The organism is Methylibium sp. (genome assembly GCF_013817345.1).
Classification (GTDB): Bacteria; Pseudomonadota; Gammaproteobacteria; order Burkholderiales; family Burkholderiaceae_C; genus Methylibium.
On sequence record NZ_JACDCW010000013.1, the window covers coordinates 33,082 to 57,220 of the forward strand.

30 protein-coding genes are annotated in these 24,139 nt (G+C 67.3%); 6 read left to right on the plus strand and 24 right to left on the minus strand.

Translation table 11 applies throughout. The features are described from left to right. Positions 1 to 43: 43 nt before the first annotated feature. Positions 44 to 1,513, minus strand: coding sequence for an IMP dehydrogenase (gene guaB, locus H0W40_RS04120; protein WP_292443486.1), 1,470 nt, complete (start codon positions 1,511 to 1,513; stop codon positions 44 to 46). 128 nt (positions 1,514 to 1,641) lie between these two features. On the opposite strand from guaB, the gene H0W40_RS04125 reads away from it, so the two are divergent. After that, positions 1,642 to 2,166: a DUF4124 domain-containing protein gene (locus H0W40_RS04125; RefSeq protein ID WP_292443488.1), complete on the plus strand. Its 525-nt coding sequence runs from the start codon at positions 1,642 to 1,644 to the stop codon at positions 2,164 to 2,166. A 66-nt stretch (positions 2,167 to 2,232) separates the two neighbouring features. Here H0W40_RS04125 and H0W40_RS04130 read toward each other — a convergent pair whose 3' ends face one another. Together H0W40_RS04130 and H0W40_RS04135 are read right to left on the minus strand one after the other, a co-directional pair. Next, complete coding sequence (locus H0W40_RS04130) at positions 2,233 to 2,514, minus strand: RnfH family protein (RefSeq protein ID WP_292443490.1); 282 nt, start codon at positions 2,512 to 2,514, stop codon at positions 2,233 to 2,235. Between the two features lie 24 nt (positions 2,515 to 2,538). Next, on the minus strand, positions 2,539 to 3,006 hold the full coding sequence (locus tag H0W40_RS04135; RefSeq protein ID WP_292443493.1) for a type II toxin-antitoxin system RatA family toxin: 468 nt from the start codon (positions 3,004 to 3,006) through the stop codon (positions 2,539 to 2,541). Between the two features lie 37 nt (positions 3,007 to 3,043). On the opposite strand from H0W40_RS04135, the gene smpB reads away from it, so the two are divergent. Further along, complete coding sequence (smpB, locus tag H0W40_RS04140) at positions 3,044 to 3,511, plus strand: SsrA-binding protein SmpB (RefSeq protein WP_292443495.1); 468 nt, start codon at positions 3,044 to 3,046, stop codon at positions 3,509 to 3,511. Here smpB and H0W40_RS04145 read toward each other — a convergent pair whose 3' ends face one another. Further along, complete coding sequence (locus H0W40_RS04145) at positions 3,512 to 3,868, minus strand: helix-turn-helix transcriptional regulator (protein ID WP_292443497.1); 357 nt, start codon at positions 3,866 to 3,868, stop codon at positions 3,512 to 3,514. It lies immediately after the preceding gene. A gap of 55 nt (positions 3,869 to 3,923) precedes the next feature. Then, positions 3,924 to 4,259, minus strand: coding sequence for a cytochrome c (locus H0W40_RS04150; protein ID WP_292443499.1), 336 nt, complete (start codon positions 4,257 to 4,259; stop codon positions 3,924 to 3,926). 154 nt (positions 4,260 to 4,413) lie between these two features. Between H0W40_RS04150 and H0W40_RS04155 the strand changes: the two genes are divergently transcribed. Continuing rightward, positions 4,414 to 5,526 (plus strand): YeeE/YedE family protein, encoded by a 1,113-nt coding sequence (locus H0W40_RS04155; RefSeq protein ID WP_292443501.1) that lies wholly within the window; start codon positions 4,414 to 4,416, stop codon positions 5,524 to 5,526. Positions 5,527 to 5,631: 105 nt separating this feature from the next. Here the strand turns inward: H0W40_RS04155 and H0W40_RS04160 are convergent, their stop codons facing one another. From H0W40_RS04160 to soxC, 10 genes are all read right to left on the minus strand, one after another. Next, positions 5,632 to 6,606, minus strand: coding sequence for an MBL fold metallo-hydrolase (locus H0W40_RS04160; protein ID WP_292443503.1), 975 nt, complete (start codon positions 6,604 to 6,606; stop codon positions 5,632 to 5,634). A gap of 43 nt (positions 6,607 to 6,649) precedes the next feature. Continuing rightward, positions 6,650 to 7,063 carry a DsrE family protein gene (locus tag H0W40_RS04165; protein WP_292443506.1) on the minus strand — a complete coding sequence of 138 codons (414 nt, stop codon included), beginning with the start codon at positions 7,061 to 7,063 and terminating at the stop codon, positions 6,650 to 6,652. Between the two features lie 114 nt (positions 7,064 to 7,177). Continuing rightward, a complete protein-coding gene (locus H0W40_RS04170; protein WP_292443589.1) occupies positions 7,178 to 7,693 on the minus strand; it encodes a heme-binding protein in 516 nt (171 codons plus the stop codon). Further along, positions 7,693 to 9,438 carry a thiosulfohydrolase SoxB gene (gene soxB, locus H0W40_RS04175; protein WP_292443509.1) on the minus strand — a complete coding sequence of 582 codons (1,746 nt, stop codon included), beginning with the start codon at positions 9,436 to 9,438 and terminating at the stop codon, positions 7,693 to 7,695. Before soxB ends, H0W40_RS04170 begins: the two co-directional genes overlap by 1 nt. Positions 9,439 to 9,507: 69 nt before the next feature. After that, entirely contained in the window at positions 9,508 to 10,161 is a 654-nt protein-coding gene (soxX, locus tag H0W40_RS04180) for a sulfur oxidation c-type cytochrome SoxX (protein ID WP_292443511.1), read from the minus strand. A gap of 12 nt (positions 10,162 to 10,173) precedes the next feature. Then, positions 10,174 to 10,968, minus strand: coding sequence for a sulfur oxidation c-type cytochrome SoxA (gene soxA, locus H0W40_RS04185; RefSeq protein ID WP_292443514.1), 795 nt, complete (start codon positions 10,966 to 10,968; stop codon positions 10,174 to 10,176). Positions 10,969 to 11,062: 94 nt separating this feature from the next. Next, a complete protein-coding gene (gene soxZ / locus H0W40_RS04190) occupies positions 11,063 to 11,374 on the minus strand; it encodes a thiosulfate oxidation carrier complex protein SoxZ (protein WP_292443546.1) in 312 nt (103 codons plus the stop codon). 47 nt (positions 11,375 to 11,421) lie between these two features. Beyond that, positions 11,422 to 11,892: a thiosulfate oxidation carrier protein SoxY gene (gene soxY / locus H0W40_RS04195; protein WP_292443548.1), complete on the minus strand. Its 471-nt coding sequence runs from the start codon at positions 11,890 to 11,892 to the stop codon at positions 11,422 to 11,424. 86 nt (positions 11,893 to 11,978) lie between these two features. Beyond that, positions 11,979 to 13,127: a c-type cytochrome gene (locus tag H0W40_RS04200; RefSeq protein WP_292443551.1), complete on the minus strand. Its 1,149-nt coding sequence runs from the start codon at positions 13,125 to 13,127 to the stop codon at positions 11,979 to 11,981. Continuing rightward, positions 13,111 to 14,457, minus strand: a complete 1,347-nt coding sequence (soxC, locus tag H0W40_RS04205; protein ID WP_292443554.1) for a sulfite dehydrogenase — start codon at positions 14,455 to 14,457, stop codon at positions 13,111 to 13,113. Before soxC ends, H0W40_RS04200 begins: the two co-directional genes overlap by 17 nt. Between soxC and H0W40_RS04210 the strand changes: the two genes are divergently transcribed. Then, positions 14,450 to 15,205 (plus strand): TlpA disulfide reductase family protein, encoded by a 756-nt coding sequence (locus H0W40_RS04210; protein WP_292443556.1) that lies wholly within the window; start codon positions 14,450 to 14,452, stop codon positions 15,203 to 15,205. The genes soxC and H0W40_RS04210 overlap by 8 nt on opposite strands. Positions 15,206 to 15,260: 55 nt before the next feature. On the opposite strand, the gene H0W40_RS04215 is transcribed toward H0W40_RS04210, so the two are convergent. Further along, positions 15,261 to 16,160 (minus strand): alpha/beta hydrolase, encoded by a 900-nt coding sequence (locus H0W40_RS04215; protein WP_292443558.1) that lies wholly within the window; start codon positions 16,158 to 16,160, stop codon positions 15,261 to 15,263. A 21-nt stretch (positions 16,161 to 16,181) separates the two neighbouring features. Next, positions 16,182 to 16,844: a DUF599 domain-containing protein gene (locus H0W40_RS04220; protein ID WP_292443560.1), complete on the minus strand. Its 663-nt coding sequence runs from the start codon at positions 16,842 to 16,844 to the stop codon at positions 16,182 to 16,184. Positions 16,845 to 16,969: 125 nt separating this feature from the next. Between H0W40_RS04220 and H0W40_RS04225 the strand changes: the two genes are divergently transcribed. Next, on the plus strand, positions 16,970 to 18,109 hold the full coding sequence (locus H0W40_RS04225; RefSeq protein WP_292443562.1) for a YeeE/YedE family protein: 1,140 nt from the start codon (positions 16,970 to 16,972) through the stop codon (positions 18,107 to 18,109). A 25-nt stretch (positions 18,110 to 18,134) separates the two neighbouring features. Here the strand turns inward: H0W40_RS04225 and H0W40_RS04230 are convergent, their stop codons facing one another. The 7 genes from H0W40_RS04230 to mltG all read right to left on the minus strand — a co-directional run bounded on the left by H0W40_RS04230 (position 18,135) and on the right by mltG (position 23,232). Beyond that, positions 18,135 to 18,341: a hypothetical protein gene (locus tag H0W40_RS04230; protein ID WP_292443565.1), complete on the minus strand. Its 207-nt coding sequence runs from the start codon at positions 18,339 to 18,341 to the stop codon at positions 18,135 to 18,137. 232 nt (positions 18,342 to 18,573) lie between these two features. Then, a complete protein-coding gene (locus H0W40_RS04235) occupies positions 18,574 to 19,215 on the minus strand; it encodes an ankyrin repeat domain-containing protein (RefSeq protein ID WP_292443567.1) in 642 nt (213 codons plus the stop codon). 16 nt (positions 19,216 to 19,231) lie between these two features. Then, the gene (locus tag H0W40_RS04240; protein ID WP_292443569.1) at positions 19,232 to 20,035 is read right to left on the minus strand and encodes a TatD family hydrolase; all 804 of its coding nucleotides are present in this window, start codon (positions 20,033 to 20,035) and stop codon (positions 19,232 to 19,234) included. A gap of 86 nt (positions 20,036 to 20,121) precedes the next feature. Continuing rightward, entirely contained in the window at positions 20,122 to 20,505 is a 384-nt protein-coding gene (locus H0W40_RS04245) for a PilZ domain-containing protein (RefSeq protein ID WP_292443572.1), read from the minus strand. A gap of 23 nt (positions 20,506 to 20,528) precedes the next feature. Continuing rightward, positions 20,529 to 21,593: a DNA polymerase III subunit delta' gene (holB, locus tag H0W40_RS04250; protein ID WP_292443575.1), complete on the minus strand. Its 1,065-nt coding sequence runs from the start codon at positions 21,591 to 21,593 to the stop codon at positions 20,529 to 20,531. Continuing rightward, positions 21,590 to 22,222: a dTMP kinase gene (gene tmk / locus H0W40_RS04255; RefSeq protein ID WP_292443577.1), complete on the minus strand. Its 633-nt coding sequence runs from the start codon at positions 22,220 to 22,222 to the stop codon at positions 21,590 to 21,592. Before tmk ends, holB begins: the two co-directional genes overlap by 4 nt. Continuing rightward, positions 22,219 to 23,232 carry an endolytic transglycosylase MltG gene (gene mltG / locus H0W40_RS04260; RefSeq protein ID WP_292443580.1) on the minus strand — a complete coding sequence of 338 codons (1,014 nt, stop codon included), beginning with the start codon at positions 23,230 to 23,232 and terminating at the stop codon, positions 22,219 to 22,221. Before mltG ends, tmk begins: the two co-directional genes overlap by 4 nt. Before the next feature lie 43 nt (positions 23,233 to 23,275). Between mltG and H0W40_RS04265 the strand changes: the two genes are divergently transcribed. Next, on the plus strand, positions 23,276 to 24,139 hold an 864-nt coding region (locus tag H0W40_RS04265; protein ID WP_292443582.1), incomplete at its 3' end, for a folate-binding protein.

Consider the following 24,139-nt stretch of genomic DNA (forward strand, 5'->3'; position numbering starts at 1 on the left):
CCGGAAGTGCCGTTGCGCGGCTGATCGACCCCTGAGGCTTCAATCAGTCAGCCCGGTAGTTCGGCGCTTCCTTCGTGATCTGCACGTCGTGCACATGGCTCTCGCGGATGCCGGCCGTGGTGATTTCGACAAAGGCGGCGCGCTCGCGCATCTCGTCGACCGTGGCACAACCGCAGTAGCCCATCGAGGCCCGCAGGCCGCCGGCCATCTGGAACACGATGGCGATCGCCGAGCCCTTGTAGGGCACGCGGCCCTCGATCCCCTCGGGCACGAACTTGTCGGCGTTCGGGTTGGCGCCGCTGGTGTCCTGAAAGTAGCGGTCCGCGCTGCCTTGCTGCATGGCGCCGATCGAGCCCATGCCGCGGTAGCTCTTGTAGCTCCGGCCCTGGAACAACACGATCTCGCCCGGCGCCTCTTCGGTGCCGGCGAACATGCCGCCCATCATCACCGTGTGCGCGCCGGCGGCCAGCGCCTTGGCGATGTCGCCCGAGTAGCGCACGCCGCCGTCGGCGATGAGCGGCACGCCCGACCCCTTGAGCGCCGTGGCCACGTTGTCGATCGCGGTGATCTGGGGCACGCCCACGCCGGCGACGATGCGCGTGGTGCAGATGGAGCCCGGGCCGATGCCGACCTTCACTCCATCGGCACCGGCCTCGGCCAGCGCCTGCGCCGCCTCGCCCGTGGCGATGTTGCCGCCGATCACATCGATCTGCGGGTAGTTCTTCTTGACCCAGCGCACCCGCTCGATCACACCTTTGCTGTGGCCGTGCGCCGTGTCGACCACGATGGCATCGACTCCGGCCTTGACAAGCGCCTCCACGCGTTCTTCGGTGCCCTCGCCTACGCCGACCGCCGCTCCGACCCTGAGCTTGCCCTGGGCATCGCGCGCCGCATTCGGGAAGTTGGTCTGCTTGGTAATGTCCTTGACCGTGAACAGGCCGCGCAGTTCGTTGGCCGCGTTCACCACCACCACCCGCTCGAGCTTGTGCTGGTGCATCAGCGCCTTGGCTTCCTGCAGGGTGGCGCCCTCCTTCACCGAGATCACCCGCTCCCGCGGCGTCATGATCTCGCGCACCGGGGCGTCCAGGCGCGTCTCGAAGCGCAGGTCGCGCCCGGTGATGATTCCCACGACCTTGCCGTCGTCGACGACCGGAAAGCCCGAGATGCCGTGCGCCCGCGACAGCTCGATGACATCGCGCACCCGCACGCCCGAAGAGATGGTGATCGGGTCCCGCAATAGCCCCGATTCGTAGCGCTTGACGCGCGAAACCTCGGCGGCCTGTTGCTTCGGGCTCAGGTTCTTGTGGACGATGCCGATGCCGCCTTCCTGCGCCAGCGCAATGGCCAGCCGGGCCTCGGTCACCGTGTCCATGGCGGCCGATGCGAGCGGCAGGTTGAGCAGGATGTTGCGGGAGAAGCGCGTCGCGAGCGAGGTATCGCGAGGCAGGACCTGGGAGAACGCGGGCACCAGCAACACGTCGTCGAAGGTGAGCGCTTTGCCAAGAAGGCGCATGGGAAAAGCTCCTGTCGCAAAAGCAAATTATAGAGACGCCAGTGCCAGCCCCTGCGGCGTGACTTTCATCTCGAAAAGGGCCGCGGGGCGGCGCTGCCCTGCCACAGGGCCACCGCTACACTTTCTCGATGACAGCCGCAACGACCGCCCTTTTCTCGCGTTGCCTGATTGCCGCGGTGGCGGCCGGCGCCTTGCTGACCGGCATGAACGTGCATGCTCAGTGGAAATGGCGCGACGACCGAGGCCAGGTCCAGTACAGCGATACGCCGCCGCCGCCCGGCACGGCAGAGAGCGACGTGCTGCAGCGCCCGCGTACGCCGGCTCCGGTTGTCACGCCTGTCAGCGCCCCGGCCGCTGCTGCCTCGGCGGTGCAGCCGGCGCTGCCCGCTAGCGCCGGCATCGATCCCGCCCTCGAAGCGCGCCGCAAGCAGGCCGAGGCGCAAGAGGTCGTCAAGAGCAAGGCCGAGGAAGACCGCGTGGCCCAGGTCCGCGCACAGAATTGCGAGCGCGCACGCGCCTACATGCGTTCGCTGGAAAGCGGCCAGCGCATGGCCCGCACCACCGCGAAAGGCGAGCGCGAGGTCTTCGATGACGCCATCCGCGCCCGCGAGACCGCGCAGACCCGTCAAGTCATCGCGTCCGAGTGCCGTTGACGGCTCGTTGCCCAGGCTTCGCTACAGAGGCGAAGCGAGGCGTTCGGGCCAAAGACTCCGCAGGTCCTAGCGCTTGTTCGCAACGCTCCTTTGGCGTTGCTGCCGCAGCCGGCGCGCTTCCTTCGGATCCACCTCGAGTGCCCGGTACAGCTCGAGCCTGTCTCCCTCACGAAGTACGTCGTCCGGCCGGCACGCCCGGCCCCACACGCCCATGCGCTGCAGGGCCAGGTCGATGCCGGGATGACGCTGCAACAGGCCGCTGGCCTGCAAAGCATCGGCCACCGTGCTGCATTCCGGCAGTTCGAGCTCGATGTGATCGACCTTCCCCTCGCACGGGCTGTACGCCACTTCGACTCTCAAGCCGAGCCCTCTTCAGCGCGGGCCGTACACCTTTTCGGCACGCTTGACGAAGCCGTCGACGAAGGTGTTCGCGATGCGATCGAACACGGGGCTCACCACCATCTCGAGCGGTTTGCTGCTGAAGGCATAGCACAGCTCGAACTCGATGCGGCAGGCGCGTGGCGCCTCGGCGCCCGAGGCGGTTTCCCCACCGCCCAGCGCCACGAAACGCCAGGTCCCGTCGAGCCGCGAGAACGGACCGTCGACCAGCGCCACCAGCACCGATTCGCCCGGTACCTGCGTATTGCGGGTCGTGAAGGCGTGGCGCACGCCGTGGTAGTTGAGGTGCAGCCGGGCGGTCATGCCGGTGTCGCTCGCCTCCAGCACCTCGGCGCGCTCGCACCAGGGCAGAAACTGCGGGTAATCCGGCACGGCGACCACCAGGTCGTACATCTCGCGCGCCGAATACCAGAGAAGGACCGATTTCTTGACGTGCTTCATGGCTTCTTAGAATGGCCTGATTCTATTGAGAGGCTTCATGGCCGCCATTGCAGACAACAGGAAGGCCCGCTTCAACTACACGCTTGAGGAAGAGTACGAGTGCGGCGTGGTGCTCGAAGGCTGGGAAGTCAAGGCGGTGCGCGCCGGACAGGTGCAGTTGACCGACGGCTACGTGGTCATCAAGGACGGCGAGCTGTTCATGATCGGCTGCCGCATCAACCCGCTGCGCGAAGCCTCGACCCATGTGCACCCCGAGGCCGACCGCACCAAGAAGCTCCTCATGCACAAGGAGGAGATCCGGCGCCTGATCGGCAAGGTCGAGCAGAAGGGCTACACCCTGGTGCCGTTGAACCTGCACTACAAGGGCGGCCGCGTGAAGGCCGACATCGCGCTGGCCAAGGGCAAGGACCTGCACGACAAGCGCGACACCGAGAAAAAGCGCGACTGGGAGCGGGAAAAGGGCCGGCTGATGAGACACAAGGTCTCGTCGAAGCCGAGGGGTTGATCAGCGAAGCGCGACCGGCACCAGCCGTTCCGAAGGCTTGACCTCCGACTCGGGATCGAGCTCGATCGCCACCTGAGTGCACACGGCCCGGCAGAGCATGGCCACCCGCTCGCTTTGCAGCCGGTAGTACATCTGCGTGCCCTCGCGGCGCTTGGCGAGCACGCCGCTGCGGTAGAGCGTGGCGAGGTGCTGCGACATGTTGGGCTGGGTGGTGTCGATCTCGGAAAGCAGCTCCGACACGTTCTTCTCGCCCTGGCACACGGCGCTGATGATCTTCAGCCGGATCGGCGTGGACAGCACCGAAAAAAGCTCGGCGACCGAATCGAACACCAGGTCTTCGCTGCGCTTCGCATCCATGCACGTACTTCGGTGGTTGCAGATGCCAAAAATTGTATTCGGAACCACCGATATTTCAATTGGCCGGCTTGAAGCGGTAGTGATCGCGGTCGAGCACCGCGGCGATGGCCGTCACCTCCTCGGGAAACAGGCCCAGGTTCATTTGCGTGTTGCACTGTTCCACCATGCCGCGCAGGAAGCCCGGCGTGTTGATGCGCCCTTTCGGCCGGTAGATGGCCGAGCCGTCCCCGCCGACCGTCTTGGTGTGGCACTGCGCGCAGCGATGCTCCTCGATCAAACGCTCGCCCAGGGCCAGATCGGCGCCCTCGAAGATATCGGTGCCCTTTTGAGCCGCAGCTTGCGGTCCGCACAGGGCACAGGCGAGCATGAACGCAAGGTGGTAGAACTTCATGGTGGCTCCCGGCTGCGGCGTGGTTGCCATCATGCACCCGGCGCGCAGTCCCGAGCGCTTCTCGTGCCGGTCATGACGCTTCGAGGTTTCCCTGAGTCAGGCAGGGCAAGCACCGTCGCGTCGCGCCTGCGAGGCGCAGCGCGACAATTGCGGTATGCAAGACGTCGATCATTCGGCCATTACCAGTCAGGTGCTGTGGGGCGCCTTCCTCCTCGCCGCGCTGTTCGGCGCCATCGCGCAGCGCACCCATTTCTGCACCATGGGCGCCATCGCCGATGTGGTGAACATGCACGACTGGACGCGCGCGCGCATGTGGGCCCTGGCCATCGCGGTGGCGATCCTCGGCTTCAACGCGATGGTGGCACTGGGCTGGGTGAGCGCCGGCAAGACGATCTACGCCGGCCCGCAGGTGCTGTGGCTTTCGGGGATCGTCGGCGGCGCGATCTTCGGCTTCGGCATGGTGCTGGCGTCCGGCTGCGGCAGCAAGAGCCTGGTGCGCGTGGGTGGCGGCAACCTGAAGTCGCTGGTGGTCGTGGTGATGCTGGCGGTGGGGGCCTTCGCCACGCTCAGGGGCATCACGGCGGTGCTGCGCGTGTCCACCGTGGATCGCGCGCTGATCGAGCTGCCGCGGGGGCAGGATCTGCCCACGCTCTTGTCCGGAGCGACCGGCCTGGCGACGCCCACGTCGGCGGCGCTGCTCGGCCTGGCCTTCGGAGCCGCCCTGCTGCTGTGGGTGCTGGCCAAGCCGGAAGGCCGCACGCTCGATGTCTGGCTGGGCGGCCTGGGGATCGGCGGCGTGATCGTGGGCATGTGGTGGATATCCGGCGTGCTGGGTTATCTGCCCGAAGACCCGAACACCCTGGAGGAAGCCTTTCTCGCGACGAACTCGCGGCGCATGGAATCCTTGAGCATGGCTGCGCCGGTGGGTTACGCGCTCGACTGGCTGCTTTTCTTCAGCGACGCGAACAAGCTGCTGACCCTGGGCGTCGTCAGCGTGGTGGGCGTGGTGGTCGGCTCGGCAGCCTGGGCGCTGCTGAGCGGCAGCTTCCGTTGGGAAGGTTTCGGCAGCGTCGAAGACACCGCGAACCACCTCACCGGTGGCCTGCTGATGGGGGTGGGCGGCGTCACCGCGCTGGGCTGCACGATCGGCCAGGGCTTGTCGGGCGTCTCCACCCTGGCGATCGGCAGCTTCATCGCGCTGGCGGGCATCGTTGGGGGTGCGGTGTTGGCGCTGCACTATCAGATGTGGCGCCTGGAGCGCATGTGAGGCGTCGCCCGTGCTGCCGGACGCGGCAGCCGTTGCAAAGCGAGGTACCCGCGAGCCGAACGGTGGCAGCGAGTGCCGAGTCGAGTACGCACAGTACTGCCCTATTCAGCGCGGGCCCTGCTGCTCCATCAGCAGATAAGTGTTGAAGGCGTTGATGCGATTGGCCGCGCCGAACAGCGGCATGCGTTCGTAGCGCGACCAGTCGGTCCTGGCGTAGGCCTCCTCGAAAGGTTCGAGATTGCGCGCCGCCTCGCCCATGCTGCTGCGCAGATAGAGCAGGTAGTCGCGCGTAAGGGCCAGGTCGGCGGCAGGCTCCATCGCTGCCGGGCCGTGGCCGGGAATCATGATGCGCGGCTCTAGCGCAATGAGCCGGTTGAGCGATTCGATCCAGCGCCGGCTGTCGGCCTGGCCGACGAAGGGAATGCGGCCGCGAAACACCAGATCGCCTGCGAACAGCACGCCGGCAGCCGGCACGTGGATCACCAGATCTTCGGCCGTGTGCGCGGGCCCGACACGGTGGATCTCGAACTGCGTCGAGCCCACCTGCAAGCGGGTGCTCTCGGTGTCGAGCCAACGATCGGCGGGCACGAGGCGGGTGGTCTCGTCGATCCAGGGAAACATTTCCTGGCGACCGGCTTCGAGCCGTCGCTGGGCGGTGTCGGAGGTGAGGTATTCGCGCCCGGCGGTGTGCGCCACGATGCTCGCGCCGGCTGCCTTAAAGGCCTGCAGCCCGTAGATGTGATCGGCGTGGTAGTGCGTCACGATCACATGGCGGATCGGCTGCGCGGTCACGCGCCGTATCTCGGCGATCAGCTCTCTGGCGAGCGTGGGCGAGCCGAGCGCGTCGATCACGACCACGCCGTCGTCGGTGACGACGAAGCCGGCGTTGGAGATGAAGTTGCGGTTGCCGGCGGTGCCGAGTGCCGCCTCGCCTTGGACGAACCAGACATCAGGCGCCACACGGACCGCACGAACCGCAGGTTCGGTGCCCGCCGCAACAACGGCCGGGCTCAAAAGGCCGGCGACCAGCGCGACGACGCAGGCGATCCGGTGCCGAGCCGTTGTGAAAGGGCCTCGCATGTTCGCCGACCCTGCGTTCAGCGCCGCCTGCAAGGCGCCGTGTTCACGGCTTGATGTACGAGTAGCCTTGCCCCTGCAGCTTCGACAGGCGCACCACGCCCGAAGGCGTGAATGACGCTTCGGGAATGAACTGCTTGGGCTCGAGCTTGCGATTTTTCAAGGTGATCTCGCAGACCTCGAACTTCACGCCCCGCCCCACGAGCTGCTGCACCGCGACCTCGTAGGGGTTGCCGTTGCGGTCCTGCGCGTCGTACATGAGGAAGTCCACGCCACCCGCGTGAGTGACGACTGTGATCTGCGCCTTGGGGTCGGTGTCCAGATGGTTCTTCACGTTGCGCAGGCCCGCCAGAGCCTGCGTGGCGCTGTCGTTGATGTGATACGCCACCTTGTCCTGGGCCAGCGCGCAAGTGGCCGCAAGGGTGAGGACGAGCGCTGTGGAAACCTGGCGAATGCTCATGAAAATCTCCTTGCAGGAAATGGCGTGGGGCATCACGCCGGTGCCTGGCGCGATGCAGCTGCGAACGGCTACCGAGGCGGATCGGCGCGAACAGGCATTCTGCGACCGGGCCAGCTAGAACTCGATCGCGTCGGCGATCGCCTTGATGCCGGCATCGGCACAGGCCTCGTCGGCTTCGCCGCCCGGCGCCCCGGAAACGCCGATGGCACCGAGCAGGCTGCCGGCCGCTTCGATGACCTGTCCGCCTCCCGCTGCCATGACGCGCGGCACGGCACGCAGGCCACTCATCGGCTTGCCGGCCTGCGTCTCGGCTGCGAGCGACGAGGTCGGAATCTTGAAGCTGGCCGCAGTCCAGGCCTTGTCCGTGGCCACCTGGATCGTGTGCGCGCCGGCGTAGCGGTCGCGCAGCAGCGCCTGCAGCACGCCCGAGCGATCGACCACCGCCACGGCCACCTGGAAGCCTTGTGCGCGGCAATGCGCCATCGTCGCACGCGCGGCCGCGAGGGCCGTCTCGGGCGTCAGCGATTTGACGGTGAAGCTGCCTTCCTCCTGGGCAGACGCGGGTGCAGCCAGCAGCAGCGAGGCACTCAGCGCGACTGTGGCGAGCGAAAGAAGTTTTCGAATCGACATCACGCTCGGCCCTCCACGATACCGGGGTTGCCCTGCACGCCGACAAGCTTGGGCGTGTTCAGCGAGCGCGCCTTCACGCGACCGCCCTGCCCCTGCAGCCAGGTTTCAACGACCTCCCACACCGGCTTGGCGCCCGGCGCATCGCGGGCTTCCTCGGCGACCGGCGCCCAACCGGCCACCTTGTACTTCCTGTCCGCCTCGATCGGCTTGCCAGCCAGGCGCATGTCGGTGATGCGCCCGCCCATCTGCCCGCCCGGCGTGCAGGTGTAGGCCAGGCCGCCCACGCGCACCATGTCGCCGCCCTGCTGATAGTAGGGATCGGGGTTGAAGAGGTTGTCGGCCACGTCTTCGAGGATGGTCTTGATCGTCGCGCCCGTCATTTCGTTGACCGTGGCCTGCGGGTACGTGATGGCAAGCTGGTCCATCATCAGTTCGCGCGTGATCGTGTCGCCGGGCAGCAAGGAGGTGCCCCAGCGGAAGCCCGGCGAGAACGCGATTTCGGCGCCCTGCACGTCCATCAGCGCATCGCAGATCAACTGGTCCCAGGAGCCGTTGAAGTTGCCGCGCCGGTACAGCATGCCGTCCGTGACGGCCAGCTTCTCGGCGAGCTTGGCCTCGAACGGTTTGCGCACCTGGGTGATCAGCGCGTCCATCGCCGGGTCGGCGGCAAGCTGATTGGCGAACACCGGCAAAAGGCGGTAGCGGAAGTCAGCCACCTTGCCGCCCTTGACGTCGAAATCCATTACGCCCAGGAACTTGCTGTTGCTGCCGGCGTTGGTGACCAGCGTCTTGCCGCCGGCGTTGCTCACCGGCACGGCCACGGGCACGCCGTCGTGCGTGTGGCCGCCGAAGATGGCGTCGATGCCGCGCACGCGCGAGGCCATCTTCAGATCGACGTCCATGCCGTTGTGCGACAGCAGCACGACGACCTGCGCGCCCTTGCCGCGCACCTCGTCGACCACCTTCTGCATATTCTCGTCCTGGATGCCGAAGCTCCAGTCGGCGACCAGCCAGCGCGGATTGGCGATCGGCGTATAGGGGAAGGCCTGTCCGATGATCGCGCAGGGCACGCCGTTGATCTCGCGCATCGCGTAGGGCTCGAACACCGGGTCGCCGAAGTCGTTGGTCTTGACGTTCTGCGCGACGAACGCGACCTGACCCTTGAAGTCCTTGGCGAGGACTTCCTTCACCCGTTCCATGCCGTAGGTGAATTCCCAGTGGCCGGTCATCACATCGACGCCGAGCAGCTTGGCGGCATCGACCATGTCCTGCCCGTTCGTCCACAGCGCCGTGGCAGAGCCCTGCCAGGTGTCGCCGCCGTCGAGCAGCAGCGCGCCGGGGCGGCTGGCCTTGAGCTGCTTGACCAGCGCGGCCAGGTGCGCGAAGCCGCCGACCTTGCCGTAGCGCTCGGCCGCCTGCTGGAAATCGAGGCAGGTGAAGGCATAGGCGCGGTCCGTGCCGGGCCGCAGGCCGGCGGCCTTGAGAAGGTGCTCGCCAACGAGATGGGGCAACTGCCCGCGCATGTCGCCGATGCCCAGGTTAACGCTCGGCTCGCGAAAGTAGATGGGCTTGAGCTGCGCATGACAGTCGGTCATGTGCAGGAAGGACACGTTACCGTAACGCGGCACGTCGTACAGCGCGCTTTGCGCGGCAGCGGCATCAGCATCTGCATGGCGCCCCAGCGCCATGCCGGCCACCGAGGCGGCGCCCAGCATCTGCAGGAACTCGCGCTTCGAAAGATTCATGGTTCAGCAATCAACGATATTGCTCGAATGAAAAAGCCCGCTCTGCGCGGGCTCGAAAGCTCGCACCGCTTACTGGTTGACGGGCGATTTCGGATCGAGCAGCAGGGCCATGACATTCTTCAGCTGCGCTTCGTCGAGCAGCCCCGCATGGCCGAAGCGCGGCATGTCCGAGCAGGCGATGAAGGCCTTGGAGTTGTACAGCTTGGCCCAGGTGTATTCGACGATCGGCCTGGACGCAGCACTCTGCGGATCGCTGACGCCGCGCAGCTTGCCGTACTGGTACAGGCTCGGGCCGATGGTGCCGAAGGAGAGCTCGGCCTTGCCGATCTGGTGGCAGTTGTAGCAGTTGCCGCCGTTGGCGCTGGTGGCCGTGGACTTCTCGTTCCAGGTCATGCCGCGACCGTTCTGTGCGAGCTTCTCGCCGGCTTTCCAGTCGCCGATGAACTGGCCGTCGCTCGGCATCTTCACCGTCTTCAGGTTGGCCGCCTCGATGGCCTTGGCGGTGGCGGGCGGCAGTTCGGCGCCCGCGGCCTTGGAGCAGGCGGCGTTCGCCGGGTTCTGCTCCAGGCGATCGACCGTGGCGATGCCCCGGTCGCGGAAGGAGGACTTCATCATCTCGGCGGTGAGCGCGTCGTAGTCAGGCTTCGGCGACAGGGCCGCGCAACCCGCCAGCAGCGCGGTCGTGCCGACGCCCAGGGCGATCCAGAGGTGCTTCTTGTGCATGTTCATGCTCCTTCAGCGCTTGAGGGCCGGGGCGATCGATTCCGCCCCCTTGGCATTGACGCCCATGTACACGCTGAGCGCGGTGATCACTTCGGAGCCGTAGCCCGGGTAGGGAAAGCGCTGCTGCCGAAAACAGTCGTTGAGGCGTCGCTGCATGCCCCACATCTGACCGTTGCTCACCCGGTAGGCCGGCCACGCGGCGAAGCCGATGCCGTCGCCCGGGTTGACCGTGAGGTTGGGCAGGTCCTGTAGCCGCACGCGCTTGCCGTCCGAGCCGTGGCACGAAGCGCAGGAAAAATCGTAGGGTCCGGCCCGGTAGAAGAAGGCCCGCTCGCCGAGTTCGAGCATGGTGCGCTCTTGCTCGTGCCCCTGCGGTACATTGAATTTCATGCCGCGCGAGGCTGTCGAGATATACGCCACCAGCGACTCGATGTTGGACTGCTCGCCCTTGCCGAACGGCGTGGCGGCGATCTCGGCGGCGTCGAAGCCCTGCTGGCGCTCCATGCAGGTGAGCAGGCGCGACTCGAGGTCCTGCACCTTGCCGGTGTCGGCAAAGTAGCGCGGCAACTCCACGAAAGCGCCCTTGACCTGCCCCGGGCCCTTGCCCAGATCGCACTGCTCGAGCGAGGCGTTCTTCGGGCCGCGCTTCTTCTTCCAGAGCTCCTCGCCCTTCATCTCATACAGCTCGGCCGGGTTGCCGTCTTCGAGCATCTTGCGGTACTCGGCAATGCCTTCGGCGGTCGATTTCTGCGCCACCGCGGCGACCATCGTTGCCATCAGGGCACTCGCGATCAACATTCGCTTCATGATTCGTCTCCCTTTGTCTTTCTGTCGAGTCAGGCCATGGCGCTCGCGAGTGCGCTCACAAGCGGCGTGCCGAGGTCGGCACGCCGTAATGGGCTCAGGTCACCGTGGCCTCGTCGCTGCGCTTGTCGCCCCTGTTGTCGACCCAAGTGATGGTGATCTTGTCGCCGGCCTTGGCGCCCTTCACCACGAACTGGAGGTAGGGATTCTTTGCGACGGCCGGCCCCCACTGGGCACTGAGAACCGGCTTGCCGTTGTGCTGCGCCGTTACCTCCTGGATGAACCAGGCCGGAATGGGTTTGCCGGCGGCGTCCTTGCGCTGGCCGGTTTCCATCTCGTGGCTCATGAGAACGCGAACGGTAGCTTTGTCGCCGGCGGCTTGAGCGCGAATGCGCATCGGATCTGCCATGTTGAACTCCTTCGATCAATTAAGGTTGCAGTGCACGGCGTTCGGGTTCACCCACCGCAACCGCCGAGCGTGACCTTGACTTCTTTCTTGGCGAACAGCACCTTGCCGTCGCCCATCATTGCCACGGCGTAGACGTCCGAGGACTGACCCATCTTCACGCGCGTGGAGAAGTTCGCCTCGACTGATTCGTTCACGTCGAACATCGCCGAGAGCACCGACGGGTTCTTCTCGACCAGCAGCAGCAGGCGTTTCGCGCCCGGCAGCGTGGTCGCCGCGCCGATCGGCACGACGGCGCCGTTCTCGGCGATGTCGGGGCCGGTGATGGTGACGTCCTTGCTTTCGACCGGCTTGCCCGCGCCCAGCGCCTTCATCAGGTCGTCGATGGTCTTGGCTTCGAAGGCGGCCTTGTTGTAGTCGCCCGCCGCCTGGGCCAGCGACACGGAGGGCACCAGGCCAGCGCCCGCCAGCATGAGCGCCACCTTGGCCGAATGGGAAAGCATGTCTCGACGAGTTTGCATATCGAACTCCTTTATCTGCATATCCTAATGAAGCAGGATGCTTCGACGATCGGTGCCATCCCTAGGGTGGCGGTTGCCCGGCGGGCTCACTCGCTGGCTCCGTCGGCCAGCCACTGCGCGATGGCCTGGGCATCGGCCTCGCCGAGCGCTTGTGCCGGCATGGGAACGGCGCCCCAGACGCCAGAGCTGCCTGCCTTGATTTTGCCGGCGAGATACGCCACCGTGTTTTCACGGCCCGCGTACTTGCCGGCCACTTCGTGAAAGCTCGGGCCGACGATTTTGCTCTCCATGCCGTGGCACGCGACACACGCGTGCTTTCGGGTGAGCGCGATGGCCGCCGTGCCACTGCTCGGCACTGCCTTCGGGCCTGCACCGGTCTCGGCCGCCGCCCTCGGCGCGGATGCAGCCGCCGCCCCGGCCGTGCCGGCTCGGGCGGCGTTCGCCTCCAGCGACGCAGCGGGTGGCCGGCTGGTGTCGGCGCCGCGCTGCGCGCCCACCGTGCGGTTCTGCTCGGCGAGATTGCCGTGGGCATTGCGTGCGTGTTCCGGCAAGAAGGAGCGCAGCTCGGGCTCGGTGGCGCAGTCATTCATGCAGGCCGTTGCCAGCACGTCGGGCTCGCGCTGGCTCGCGCCCTCACCCGGCCACAAGGCATGGTCTGTGGACTTGCCGTTGCGGTTGGGCAGCCGCGACTGCACCTCGGCGATGTTGCGATCCGAGAGCACGAAATCATTCGCGACGATGCCGCCCATGTTCAGGATGTACGCGGTGACGCCGTACACCTCCTCGGTGCTGAGCGACTTGGGCTGCGCCCAGGGCATGGCGCGGTTGATGTAGTCCCACAGCGTCGACACCGAAGACAGCTTCATCAGGGTGGTGCGGCCGGGATAGTCGGCATCGGTGAGCCGGGCGACGCGGCCGGACTTCATGTCTTCCTTGGTCGTGCCGCCCACGATCGGCATGAAGACCTCGTTGCTTTCGCCGAACACGCCGTGGCAGGAAGCGCACTTGCTCTCCCAGACCTGCATGCCCGCATCGACCGAACCGGCGCCCGCAGGCAGGCCCTTGAAGTCGGGCCGCACGTCGATGTCCCAGGCGGTGATTTCCTTCGGCGTCGCCGCACGGCCGATGCCGGGATAGGCATCGGCCTGCGCTTGCGCTTGGGTCTGCGTCTGCGCCTGTGTGGCCAAGGCGCTGCACAAACCAACGGCGATCAGCAGCTCACGCCAGCTGAACATTCTTGATCTCTCCGCTTTCCTGCACGAGCCAGGTCTGCACGGCGTTGTTGTGATAGATCGAGCGCGAGCCGCGCACCTTGCGAAGCTGCTGATAGGTCGGCTGCACATAGCCGGTGTCGTCCATCGCCCGGCTCTGGATCATGGCCGGCTTGCCGTTCCAGACCCAGTCGAGGTTGAAGCGGCTCAGGCACTTGCTCAGCAGCGGTGTTTCGAGCCGCGCGCTGCGCCAGTTGCGCCCGCCGTCCGTCGATACATCGACCCTTTTCACCTTGCCCTTGCCCGACCAGGCCAGGCCGGTGATGTTGTAGTAGCCCTTGTCGAGCAGCACCTGCCCGCCCGAGGGCGTGGTGACGACGCTCTTGCACTCCTGCGTGCTCGTGTACTGGCGGTGGCGGCCGTCGGGCATGAGGTCGGCGTAGTGCAGCACTTCGTCCTTGCTGCCGTAGGGCTTGTCGCCGACTTCGATGCGGCGCAGGTACTTGACCCAGCTCACACCTTGCACGCCGGGCACGACCAGGCGCAGCGGGTAACCGTTTTCGGGGCGAAGCATCTCGCCGTTCTGGCCGTAGGCGACGAACACCTCGCCGCTTTCCACCAGCTCCATCGGCAGTGTGCGCGTCATCGAGGAGCCGTCGGCCCCTTCGCCGAGCACGAAGCGGCCGCGCTTGTAGTCCACGCCGCACAGCTCGAACAGCGTTCGCAGCGGCACGCCGGTGAACTCACTGCAGCTCAGCATGCCGTGCGTGTACTGGCAGGTCGGCACCGCGGCATTGCCCCACTCCATGCCGGTGTTGGCGCCGCATTCGATGAAGTGAAAGCGCGACACCGAAGGCAGACGCATGAGCTCGTCCATCGTGAACACGCGCGGGGTCTTCACGAGGTTCGCGTCGGAGCCATTGATCATCAACCGGTGTTTGGATGGGTCCACGTCCCACCAGCCCTGGTGATGCCGCTCGAAGTGCAGTCCGCTGGGCGTGACGATGCCGAACAGCGACTGCAGCGGCGCAAAAGACACCGAGGCCTGCGTCGTCTGCGTGAGGCCCGGGCTGCGGCGGCGCTGCACGTTGGCTTCGAACTTGGAGGGATTGCCGTAGCCGTCGGTGGCCACCGGCTGGCCCAGGCCCAAGCTGTGTGCGGGCAGGTTCAAGATGTGCGGGTCGCCCCCGTCGGCCGACACCGGATCGGCCGCCGCCAGTGCCAGGGGCGCCGTCGCCGCAGCGCCAGCCGCCGCGAAGGCCTGTCGAATGAAGTCCCGGCGCCCGCTGCGGGCTTCGGCGAAGACTTGCCGTACGCCCGCCGCATCGACGAAGTTTTCCGGTGCCTTGATCAAGCGCCCGACCGGTTTGCCTTGTGAATCCACACTGCCCTTTCGCGACTCGAAAGCACCGGTCTGCGGCGCGCCTGAAAAGCGGCTCAGCCGGATATCATTTGTGGCGAATATTAGCGATTGCAGAAGTTATTGCGATGGGGGGAAACCCGCCGAGGAATCCGGGCCGTTCCTCGGGCCGTTGGCCGGGCCTATGCTCTCCAGCGTCGCGTTTGCCTTCGCCACCATGATCCCCCTCCACGCCCGCCACCTTCGCCTGCGCCTGCTAGCTCCTTTTCTCGCGCTCGTGCTTGCGCTTCTCGGCGGGCCGGGCCTTGCGGCCGGCACCTCCAGCGAGTCCGCACTGCCCCGCGTGCCCCTGGTGACGCTGGAGGGAGCTCCGGTCGATCTGCCCACCTTCGCCAAAGGGCAGCCGACCGTCGTCAACCTGTGGGCCACATGGTGCCCGCCGTGCCGCGAAGAGATGCCGATGCTCGCGCTGGCCCAGGAGCGCGAGACCGCGGTTCGTTTCGTGTTCGCCAACCAGGGCGAAAGCGCGGCCGTGGTGCGGCGCTACCTGTACGAGGAAATCCTCGCGCTCGACAACGTGCTGCTCGACGCTGCTTCGGCGTTGCGTCCGGCGGTCGGCGCCAGGGGCCTGCCGACAACGCTGTTCTACGACGCCGAGGGCCGTTTGGTCGCGCGCCATGTCGGCGCCATTTCCAAGGCTGCGCTCGCGAGCAAGCTGAAGCTGCTGCGCCTGGGCGACTGAGGGGCATCGCCAGTCGGTCGCCCGGGCCGGGGCTGGCTCGGCTTGATCAGGCCGATCAGGAAAGAAACGGCACCACGCTTGCGAGCAAGGCCTCGGGCGCTTCCTCGGGGATGTAGTGACCGCAGGCAAGTGCTTCGCCCTTCACGTCTCGCGCGACGCGGCGCCATTCATCGAGCGGGCGGAAGCACCGGTGAACGACGCCCTGCTCGCCCCAAAGCGCCAGCAGCGGTTGCTCGAGCAGGCGGCCGGCATCGCGGTCGGCGCGGTCGTGTTCGAGGTCGATGCCGGCCGACGCGCGGTAGTCCTCGCACAGCCCGTGCGCGGCGCCCGGAAGCGCAATGCAGCGCTCGTACTCGGCCAACGCGCGCGGATCGAAAGCGCCGAGGCCGGCGCTGCCTCGGCTCATCACGTCGCGAACGTAGCTGGCAGGGTCGGCCTGGATGAGCCGTTCGGGCAGCGGCGCGGGCTGGATGAGGAAGAACCAATGCCAATAGGCCCGGGCAAACGCCTCGGTCGTCTGCTCGTACATCGCCAGGGTGGGTGCGATGTCGAGCAGCACGAGACGTTGGACTGCCTCGGGGCGGTCCATGGCCAGACGGTGGGCGACCCGCGCGCCGCGGTCGTGGGCCAGCACATCGAACCGTTCGAAACCGAGCGCGTGCATCAGTGCGAGCGGGTCACGCGCCATGGCTCGCTTCGAGTAGTTCTCATGATCGGCCGCGCCACTCGGCTTGGTCGAGTCCCCGTAGCCGCGCAGGTCGGCAGCGACCACGGTGCGATGCTGCGCAAGAACGGGCGCAACGCGGTGCCAGATGGCATGCGTCTGCGGATGGCCGTGCAGCAACAGCAGCGGCGCGCCGGTGCCTCCGATGACCGCCGCGATGTGAATTCCGTCGCCCACCTCCATGCGAAGCTGTTCGAAACGGGGGAACAGGGGCTGCTCGAAAGCGTTCATGGTGAATGGCCGATGGGCTTACTAAGGGGCGGGCGCCTGCCCCGGGACAGGGACATCGGGCGCCCGGTCGAAAAGCCGCAGCACGACGATCAGCGCCAGCGCCGCGAAAGGCATCGCGATCGGGTTGACCAGGCCGGCGCCGATCGGCGCCACGAAGAGAAACAGACGCAGACCCCAGCTGTACAACACGCTGGCGCGCTGCACGTATGCCGTGGCCATCGGGTTGCGACGCTCGCGCGCCGGCGAGCCGACGGGCAGCGAAAGCACGAAGCCGGCCTGGCTGAAGTAGCGCATCGCCATGGCCGAACACAAATAGGAAGCGAACAACGTGGCCAGCAGCATCAGCTCCAGCACAAGCCGCGCCGAGTTCTGCGGCGGCGCCCACAGCGTGCCGTTCCTGATGGCAGACGAAGCAGCGAGCGAAACGCTGCCCATCAGTGCGAGTGCTGCGGTCGATGCCGTGATGGTGGCCGACATCAGCGAATTTCTGAGCGTCTGCACGGCAAGGATTTCCGAGCCCGGCTGCACCGCGAGCGCCGCGACCCACTCGCCCCGCAGCCGGGAATGCGCCGAACGCGCCGTCGCCTCGGGGCTGCGGTGCCCGGTCAGAACAAGGTGCAGTTCGTAGGCGCCGATGAGCAAGGTGGCCGCGGCAATGGCCAGCCAGGGAAGCAGGGGGTTCATGCGGCATCCTATCGGCCCGGCGATCCGCGCTGGCTTCCCGAACGCGTCTGACAGGCAGCGGCAGGCGCCCGGCACAATCGCGGGTTGTTTTATCGAGCCAGTGCGGCGCGTCGCCAATCCCGATCATGGAACTTCAACTCGACCCTGAAACAGCCACCCAGGCCGTCGTCTGGGGCGCTTTGCTCATCGGCGTGCTGCTCGGCGCGGCGGGGCAGGCTTCGCGCTTTTGCATTCGCGGCGCCATTGCCGATTGGTTCGTCTTTCGCGGGCAAGCCCGCCTGATGACCTGGGTGCTCGCAGTGGCGGTCGCCGGACTCGGCTCGCAGCTGTTGATCGGCTTGCAGGTGTTCGATGCCGAGCGCTCGCTGCCGTGGAGCGAGCGCTTCGTCTGGCTTTCCTACCTGGTTGGCGGCGTCCTGTTCGGGTACGGCATGGTGCTGGCGGCCGGGTGCCCTCAGCGCAGCCTGGTCAAGGCCGGGTCCGGCAATCTCAAATCGCTGGTGACGCTGCTCGTCGCGGCCGTGGTGGCACAGATGACGCTGCGCGGCGTGCTGGCGGAAGTCCGCGTGCAAGGGCTCGACACCTGGAGCCTTCAGCTCGGCCGGCCGCAAGACCTCGGCTCACTGCTCGCCGTGCTGCTGCCCGCATCGGCCGCCATGTTGCGATGGGTCGTGCTGCTGGCCGTGCTGGGCATCGCCGGCACGTGGCTGTGGCGCGCTCGGGCTTCGATGAAGCCGGTGCACTGGATGGGCGGGGTCGTCGTGGGTGCGCTGGTGCCCGTGTGCTGGTGGCTTACCGGGCATGTCGGTTTCATTTCGGAGCACCCCGAAACCCTGGAGGCGGCCTGGCTCGGCACGCAATCCCGGCGGCCTGAAGCGCTCAGCTTCACGGCCCCGCTTGCGCACGTGCTGGATCTGCTCACGTTCTGGACCGACCAGAACACCAGAGCGAGCTTCGGCGTCTTGCTGACCCTGGGCGTGGTGCTGGGTAGTTTCGTCTCAGCGCGGCTGCGCGGCGAGTTTCGCGTGGAGTCTTTCAAGACGGCCGACGAACTGCGCGGTCATCTTGCCGGCGGCGCACTGATGGGTTTCGGAGGCGTGACTGCTCTGGGCTGCTCCGTCGGTCAGGGCGTCACGGGCCTGGCCATGCTGTCCGCGGGCGCCTTGCTGGCGGTTGCCGGCATCGTGGCCGGCGCATTCGCCGCCTTGAACGTGCAGGCGATGCGGGTCGGGCGGGAAAGCGTACCCAGCCTGGCGACAAGCTGAGCGGGCTGCCTAAGCAGCTCGAGGATCACTCGCCGCGGTAACGAATGGCGTCGACCTTGCGGTCGAACTCGATCACTTCCTTGGCGACGCGCGGGATCAGCGGCTTGTCGAGCGGGCGGCAGATGCGGCTTTGCAGGCGGCCCAGACGATCCGAACGCTCGATGGCCTGGAGCACCGTCTCCGGGTCCATCAGCAGTGCAAAAGGGTTGGACGGAGTACGAATCGGCAGCATGGGATCACCTCGGTTGGCTGGCATGACCGCAACTGTAGGCAGCCCGGGGCGTGCGCCGTAGTCGGGGCAGCGCCATAGACGGTGTCGGAATTCACCTGACACGCGCTGCGGCTGTCGCAGGCGGTCGGAACAGTGCATATGTCGCAAGGTAGCTGAGGCGCCGGCGCGACAAACTTTCTACACGGCGACCCGGAGCGCGCTGCCCACCCCGAACGGCGCACCGCTCGTCCCCTCAGCGCCCGGTAGTTGACCCGTCGGCACGTTCCGCCAGCTTTCGAGCCAGCCACTCCCGACCTCCTGCGCCGGCCAGGTCGGCTGCCGTGGCACCGTCCCTTTCGCGTGCGCCCAAGTCGGCGCCTGCGGCCAGCAAGGTCTCGACCAGCCTCTCGTCAGCGTAGAGCGCGGCCATCATCAACGGCGTGCGGCCGTTGGGTGCGCGGGCATCCACCGCCGCTCCCTCCGCCAGTAGCAGCCGCAGGGCCGGGAGCGAATCGCCGGCCGCCGCGTAATGCAAAGGCGTCCAGCCGGGCCGGTTGACGTCGGCGCCGCGTTCGATCAGGGCGCGGCACAAGGCGATGTTGCCTTTCATGGCCGCCTTCATCAGCGGCGTTTCGCCGTCCGGGTTTTGGACATTGACGTCGGTGCCGGGCAGCCGGGCAATCGTCAGCGCCACGTCGCTCGCGCCGGCATCGAGCGCGCGCATCAGCGCCGGCTGGCCTCTCGGATCGGGGGCGTTGGGATCGAAACCGCGCGCGACCAGCGCTTCGACGGCTGCGGCGTCGTTGCCGTGGACAGCCCGAAAAAAATCCTCGTACGAACCAGCAAGCGAAGAAGAAAATCCAAGTTCAACAGCCAGATAGGCGATGTACTTCATGTCGTTTATCAAGTCACTACGAACTGCCAGCGGCCGGAACATTGAACAATCTCTCGAAATTGTGGCGAGTTGCTTCAGCCACGGCTTCGACGCTGCAGCCCTTGAGCTCCGCCAGCCTGGCAGCCACCAGAGGCACGAAAGACGGGTTGTTGATCTTGCCCCGATGGGGCACCGGCGCGAGGTAGGGGCTGTCGGTCTCGATCAGGCAGCGATCCAGTGGCACCTCGCGCGCCACCTCATGAAGCTCGGTCGCGTTTTTGAAGGTCAGGATGCCCGAAAAGGAGATCATGAAGCCCAGGGCCAAGGCCTCGCGGGCCACCTTGCGGGTTTCCGTGAAGCAATGAAAAACGCCGTGTGCCGGAGTCCCCGCACCGGAAACGCCGTCCTCGCGCAGGATCGCCAGCGTGTCCTCGGAGGCCGAGCGCGTGTGGATGACAAGCGGCAACCCGGCCTGCCGCGCCGCGCGGATGTGCACGCGGAAACGCTCGCGCTGCCAGGCCATGTCGGCCACCGTGCGTTCGCCCAGGCGGTAGTAGTCCAGGCCGGTCTCGCCGATGGCCACCACGCGCGGTTTGGCCGCCAGCTCGAGCAGGTTCTCCACGCTCGGCTCGCGCACGTCTTCGTTGTCAGGATGCACGCCGGCCGAACACCAGAAGTTCTCGTGAGCCATCGCCAGAGAATGAACCGTCTCGAACTCCTCCAGCGTGGTGCAGATCACGAGCGCACGGTCGACGCGCTCGCGCGCCATGGCCGCGCGGATGGCGGGCAACTCGGCCTGCAGTTGCGGGTCGCTGAGGTGGCAGTGGGAATCGACGAACATGGTGCCGACACTGTGCCTCAGCAGCTGGAGCACGTGTTTTCTAGGGCCGCGTCGCGCGAAGCTGCGTCAATACGCGACAGAACGACTCAGAGCGTTTGCGTCGGCTTGGCCGAGGAAAGCGAGGTACCGAGGATCTCCTCGATCCTGACCTTGAGCATGCGCGTTTTCTCATCGGTGGGAAAGCGCACGCCCACGCCCTGCGTGCGCCCGCCCGAGGCGTTGGCCGGCGTCACCCAGCCGACCTTGCCGGCCACCGGATAACGCTGCGGATCTTCCGGCAGCGACAGCAGCAGGTAGATGTCTTCGCCGAGCTTGTATTCGCGATTGGTCGGCACGAACAGCCCGCCGTCGGTGAAGAGGGGGATGTAGGCCGCATACAGCGCGCCCTTCTCGCGAAAGACGAGCTGGATCACGCTCGGCCGCGCGGTGGTGGCGATCGCCGGTGGGCTCCGCAGGTTCACTTCACTCATGGTTTCAGTGTATCCACCGGACTCTATTCGGCAGCGCGCCGCAACGTCGAAGACCGTGCGACTTGCGGCAGAGTTGTCGGCAACGTGGCCGGCTGCATTGCCCGGCGCAATTGCTGCACCAGCGCTTCGATGCCGAGCGCGGCATTCCAAGGGTGTTCGGCACGGCGCATCTCGCCGCGAAGCACGGCGCCGCAGGCGGTGAGTCGGGCCACGTCACCCGCTTTCGGAACGCTTTGCGCGCCGAAGTAACGCGGCGCGGCGCCGACCGCTGCGGCCAGCGCATCGTGGCAAAGCTTTTGCAGCGCGTCGATCGCCAGCGGCAGCGGCCAGGCGGCCAGCGTGGCGCTTTGCCCGGCCTGCACCTCGCGCGGCAGCCGCAGCCAGGCCTCGGCGGTGATGCCCAGTGCAAGCCGCTCCAGCGCTTCGAGCGGCGCGCCGCCCGCTGCGGCGAGCAGCACCTCGGGTTGGCTCACACGCTCGGCTTCGAGCCAGTCGATTGCATCTTGCTGCGGCGGCAGTGGCAGCCGCAGCGCCTGGCATCGGCTGCGCACCGTGGGCAACAACTGCTGAGGCGCGGCGCTCGCCAGGATGAAGCGCGCACGGCCGGGCGGTTCTTCAAGCGTCTTGAGCAGCATGTTGGCGCTGGTGGGGTTGATCCGCTCGGCCGGGTACAGCACGCTCACCTTCGCGCCGCCGCGGGTCGATGTCTTCTGCGAGAACGCCACCGCGGCGCGCACCGCTTCCACGCGGATCTCCTTGCTCGGCTTGCGCCCCTTGCCGCCTTCGCCGTCGGCGGCTTCCTCGGTGGTGCTCCAGCCGAGGGTCTGCTGCAGCGCCTCGGGCACCAGCACCAGCAAGTCCGGATGCGTGCGCGCGGCGATCAGCCGGCAGGCGCCGCAAACGCCGCAAGCCTGGCCCGAAGGCCGCGCCTCGGGCTCGCCCTCGCACAGCCAGGCGGCGGCAAGAGCCAGGGCCAGCTCGAACTGGCCGACACCGCGCGGCCCGTGAATGAGCAGCGCATGGCCGCGCGTGGTTTGCAGTGCCTGCGCAAGCGGCGCCAGCAGCCAGGGAGCGAGCGCGGCGCTCACCAGCCACGCTCCTGCAGCACGCCGACGATCTGCGCGGCCACCTGCTCGCGCGGCTGCGCCGCGTCGATGCGGGCGAAGCGCTGGGGTGCTGCGGCCGCGCGCGTTCGATAGCCGTCTCGCACGCGCCGGAAGAAGGCCTCGTCCTGCTGCTCGAAGCGATCGGGCGTGCGCGCGGCGGCGACGCGCCCCGCAGCCACGGCGGGATCGAGGTCGAACCACAAGGTCAGGTCGGGCTGTCGCGTGCCGCCCCCCGTGGCTTGCACCCAGCTTTCGAGCGCAGACAGCACTGCGAGATCGAAGCCGCGGCCTGCGCCCTGGTAGGCGAAGGTCGCATCGGTATAACGGTCGCACAGCACCACCGCGCCGCGCGCCAGCGCCGGCTCGATGCACTGCTGCAGGTGATCGCGCCGCGCCGCGAAGATGAGCAGGGCCTCGGTCAGCGCATCCATGCTTCGGTGAAGCACCAGTTCGCGCAGGCTCTCCGCCAGCGGCGTGCCGCCGGGTTCGCGCGTGCGCACGACCTCCAGGCTCTGCCCACGCCACCGCTCGGCCACCGCCTCGAGATGGCTCGACTTGCCGGCGCCGTCGATGCCCTCGAAAGTGACGAAGCGGCCTGCTGCGGTGCTCACCGCGGTGTGTCGCGGCCAATGCCGCGCTGGTACTTTTTCACCGCCCGGTTGTGGTCGCCGAGGTTGGTGCTGAAGACGCTGCTGCCGTCGCCGCGAGAAACGAAGTAGAGCGCCTTGGTCGCCTCCGGCTTCACCGCGGCCAGCAGCGAAGCCTTGCCCGGCATGGCGATCGGCGTGGGCGGCAGGCCGCGCCGCGTGTAGGTGTTGTAGGGCGTATCGGCCTGCAGGTCGCGCTTGCGCAGGTTGCCGTCGAAAGACTCGCCGAGGCCGTAAATGACCGTCGGGTCCGTCTGCAGCGGCATGCCGATGCGCAGCCGGTTCACGAACACGCCCGCGACCTTGCCGCGATCGTCGGCCTGGCCGGTTTCCTTCTCGACGATGGAGGCCAGGATCAAGGCCTCATCGGGACTCTTCAGCGGCGTGGACGCGTCACGCTGCGCCCAGGCGGCCTCCAGACGGCCCTGCATCGCGCGATAGGCCCGCTGCAGCACCGACAGGTCGGTCGCGCCCTTGTGATAGCTGTAGGTGTCCGGGAAAAAACGGCCTTCGGGCGCGACGCCGGGCGTGCCCAGAGCCGCCATCAGCTCGGTGTCGTTCATCGCTACGGTGCTGGGCACGAGCGCTTCGGCCTTGGCCAACTCGGCCCGCAACTGACGAAAGTTCCAGCCTTCGATCAGGCGCACCGTGGCCATGGTGACGTCGCCGCGCACCATCATGTGCAGCAGCGACACGGGGGTTTCGCCCGTGCGGATCTCGTAGCTGCCGGCGCGGATATTGCGCGCCTCGCCAGACCATCGGAACCATTCATAGAGCAGCCGCGGCGGCACCTGCACGCCGGCGTCGACCCAGGCTTGAGCGATCTGGCGCGGTGCCGTGCCGGACTCGATCGACAACTCGACGCTCGGAGCGGCGAGCGGCAGCGGCCGCTGCAACCACCAGAAGGCCGCCGCGGCCGCGCCCACCAGCAGCACCAGCGCCAGCAGCAGCCCTAGCTTGAACACGCGCTTCATCGTCAGTGGGGTTGTTCCATGCGGCGCTGATGATAATCAGCGCATGACATCTACTCCTGCGACCGAGATTGCGCCCGAAGGTGCCGTGCGCCTCGACCACACCGGCCTGATCGGCGCACGTGGCGCCGACGCCGCGGCCTTCCTGCACAGCCAGTTGACCAACGACTTCACCGGCCTCGGCCTCGGCGAAGCCCGGCTGGCTGCCCCGTGTTCGGCGAAGGGTCGCATGCTGGCGAGCTTCGTCGGCTTCAAGCGCAGCCACGACGAGATCTGGCTGGCGTGCCGAGCCGATCTGCTGCCTGCAACGCTCAAGCGCCTGCGCATGTTCGTGCTGCGCGCCAAGGTGCAGCTCGAAGAAATCACCGCGCCGGTTTCGCTGCTCGGCTTGAGCGGTGCGCAGGCCGGTGCCTGGCTGCAGGCCGCCGCCAGCGGCACCGCGGCCCTGCCCGTCTGGGGCCACCGGCTGCTCGAAAACGGCGTCAGCGTCGTGCGCCTGCCCGACGGTGCCGGCCAGCCACGCTGGCTGTGCGCGGCGCCGGCCGAATCGGCGGCCGAAATACTCGAAGCCCTGCCCGCCCTGAGCCTGCCGGTCTGGGACTGGCTCGAGGTGCAGAGCGGCGTCGCACCGGTGCAGGCCGCCACCGTGGAAGCCTTCGTGCCGCAGATGTTGAACTACGAACTGGTGGGCGGCGTGAATTTCCAGAAAGGCTGCTATCCGGGCCAGGAGGTGGTCGCGCGCAGCCAGTACCGCGGCACCCTCAAGCGCCGCGCCCTGCCCTTGCACGGCGAGGCGCCGATGGCCGCGGGGCAGGAGGTGTACTGGAGCGGCGACGCCGGCCAGCCGAGCGGCGTCGTGGCCGCAGCGGCGCCGGCGCCGGGCGGCGGCCACGACGCGTTGGTGGAGCTG

Bases quoted from the DNA above. Each gene is read 5' to 3' on its own strand.
- guaB (WP_292443486.1), bottom strand. From the start codon at position 1,513: ATGCGCCTTCTTGGCAAAGCGCTCACCTTCGACGACGTGTTGCTGGTG.
- H0W40_RS04125 (WP_292443488.1), top strand. From the start codon at position 1,642: ATGACAGCCGCAACGACCGCCCTTTTCTCGCGTTGCCTGATTGCCGCG.
- H0W40_RS04135 (WP_292443493.1), bottom strand. From the start codon at position 3,006: ATGAAGCACGTCAAGAAATCGGTCCTTCTCTGGTATTCGGCGCGCGAG.
- smpB (WP_292443495.1), top strand. From the start codon at position 3,044: ATGGCCGCCATTGCAGACAACAGGAAGGCCCGCTTCAACTACACGCTT.
- H0W40_RS04145 (WP_292443497.1), bottom strand. From the start codon at position 3,868: ATGGATGCGAAGCGCAGCGAAGACCTGGTGTTCGATTCGGTCGCCGAG.
- H0W40_RS04150 (WP_292443499.1), bottom strand. From the start codon at position 4,259: ATGAAGTTCTACCACCTTGCGTTCATGCTCGCCTGTGCCCTGTGCGGA.
- H0W40_RS04155 (WP_292443501.1), top strand. From the start codon at position 4,414: ATGCAAGACGTCGATCATTCGGCCATTACCAGTCAGGTGCTGTGGGGC.
- H0W40_RS04160 (WP_292443503.1), bottom strand. From the start codon at position 6,606: ATGCGAGGCCCTTTCACAACGGCTCGGCACCGGATCGCCTGCGTCGTC.
- H0W40_RS04165 (WP_292443506.1), bottom strand. From the start codon at position 7,063: ATGAGCATTCGCCAGGTTTCCACAGCGCTCGTCCTCACCCTTGCGGCC.
- H0W40_RS04170 (WP_292443589.1), bottom strand. From the start codon at position 7,693: ATGTCGATTCGAAAACTTCTTTCGCTCGCCACAGTCGCGCTGAGTGCC.
- soxB (WP_292443509.1), bottom strand. From the start codon at position 9,438: ATGAATCTTTCGAAGCGCGAGTTCCTGCAGATGCTGGGCGCCGCCTCG.
- soxX (WP_292443511.1), bottom strand. From the start codon at position 10,161: ATGCACAAGAAGCACCTCTGGATCGCCCTGGGCGTCGGCACGACCGCG.
- soxA (WP_292443514.1), bottom strand. From the start codon at position 10,968: ATGAAGCGAATGTTGATCGCGAGTGCCCTGATGGCAACGATGGTCGCC.
- soxZ (WP_292443546.1), bottom strand. From the start codon at position 11,374: ATGGCAGATCCGATGCGCATTCGCGCTCAAGCCGCCGGCGACAAAGCT.
- soxY (WP_292443548.1), bottom strand. From the start codon at position 11,892: ATGCAAACTCGTCGAGACATGCTTTCCCATTCGGCCAAGGTGGCGCTC.
- H0W40_RS04200 (WP_292443551.1), bottom strand. From the start codon at position 13,127: ATGTTCAGCTGGCGTGAGCTGCTGATCGCCGTTGGTTTGTGCAGCGCC.
- H0W40_RS04215 (WP_292443558.1), bottom strand. From the start codon at position 16,160: ATGAACGCTTTCGAGCAGCCCCTGTTCCCCCGTTTCGAACAGCTTCGC.
- H0W40_RS04220 (WP_292443560.1), bottom strand. From the start codon at position 16,844: ATGAACCCCCTGCTTCCCTGGCTGGCCATTGCCGCGGCCACCTTGCTC.
- H0W40_RS04225 (WP_292443562.1), top strand. From the start codon at position 16,970: ATGGAACTTCAACTCGACCCTGAAACAGCCACCCAGGCCGTCGTCTGG.
- H0W40_RS04230 (WP_292443565.1), bottom strand. From the start codon at position 18,341: ATGCTGCCGATTCGTACTCCGTCCAACCCTTTTGCACTGCTGATGGAC.
- H0W40_RS04235 (WP_292443567.1), bottom strand. From the start codon at position 19,215: ATGAAGTACATCGCCTATCTGGCTGTTGAACTTGGATTTTCTTCTTCG.
- H0W40_RS04240 (WP_292443569.1), bottom strand. From the start codon at position 20,035: ATGTTCGTCGATTCCCACTGCCACCTCAGCGACCCGCAACTGCAGGCC.
- H0W40_RS04245 (WP_292443572.1), bottom strand. From the start codon at position 20,505: ATGAGTGAAGTGAACCTGCGGAGCCCACCGGCGATCGCCACCACCGCG.
- mltG (WP_292443580.1), bottom strand. From the start codon at position 23,232: ATGAAGCGCGTGTTCAAGCTAGGGCTGCTGCTGGCGCTGGTGCTGCTG.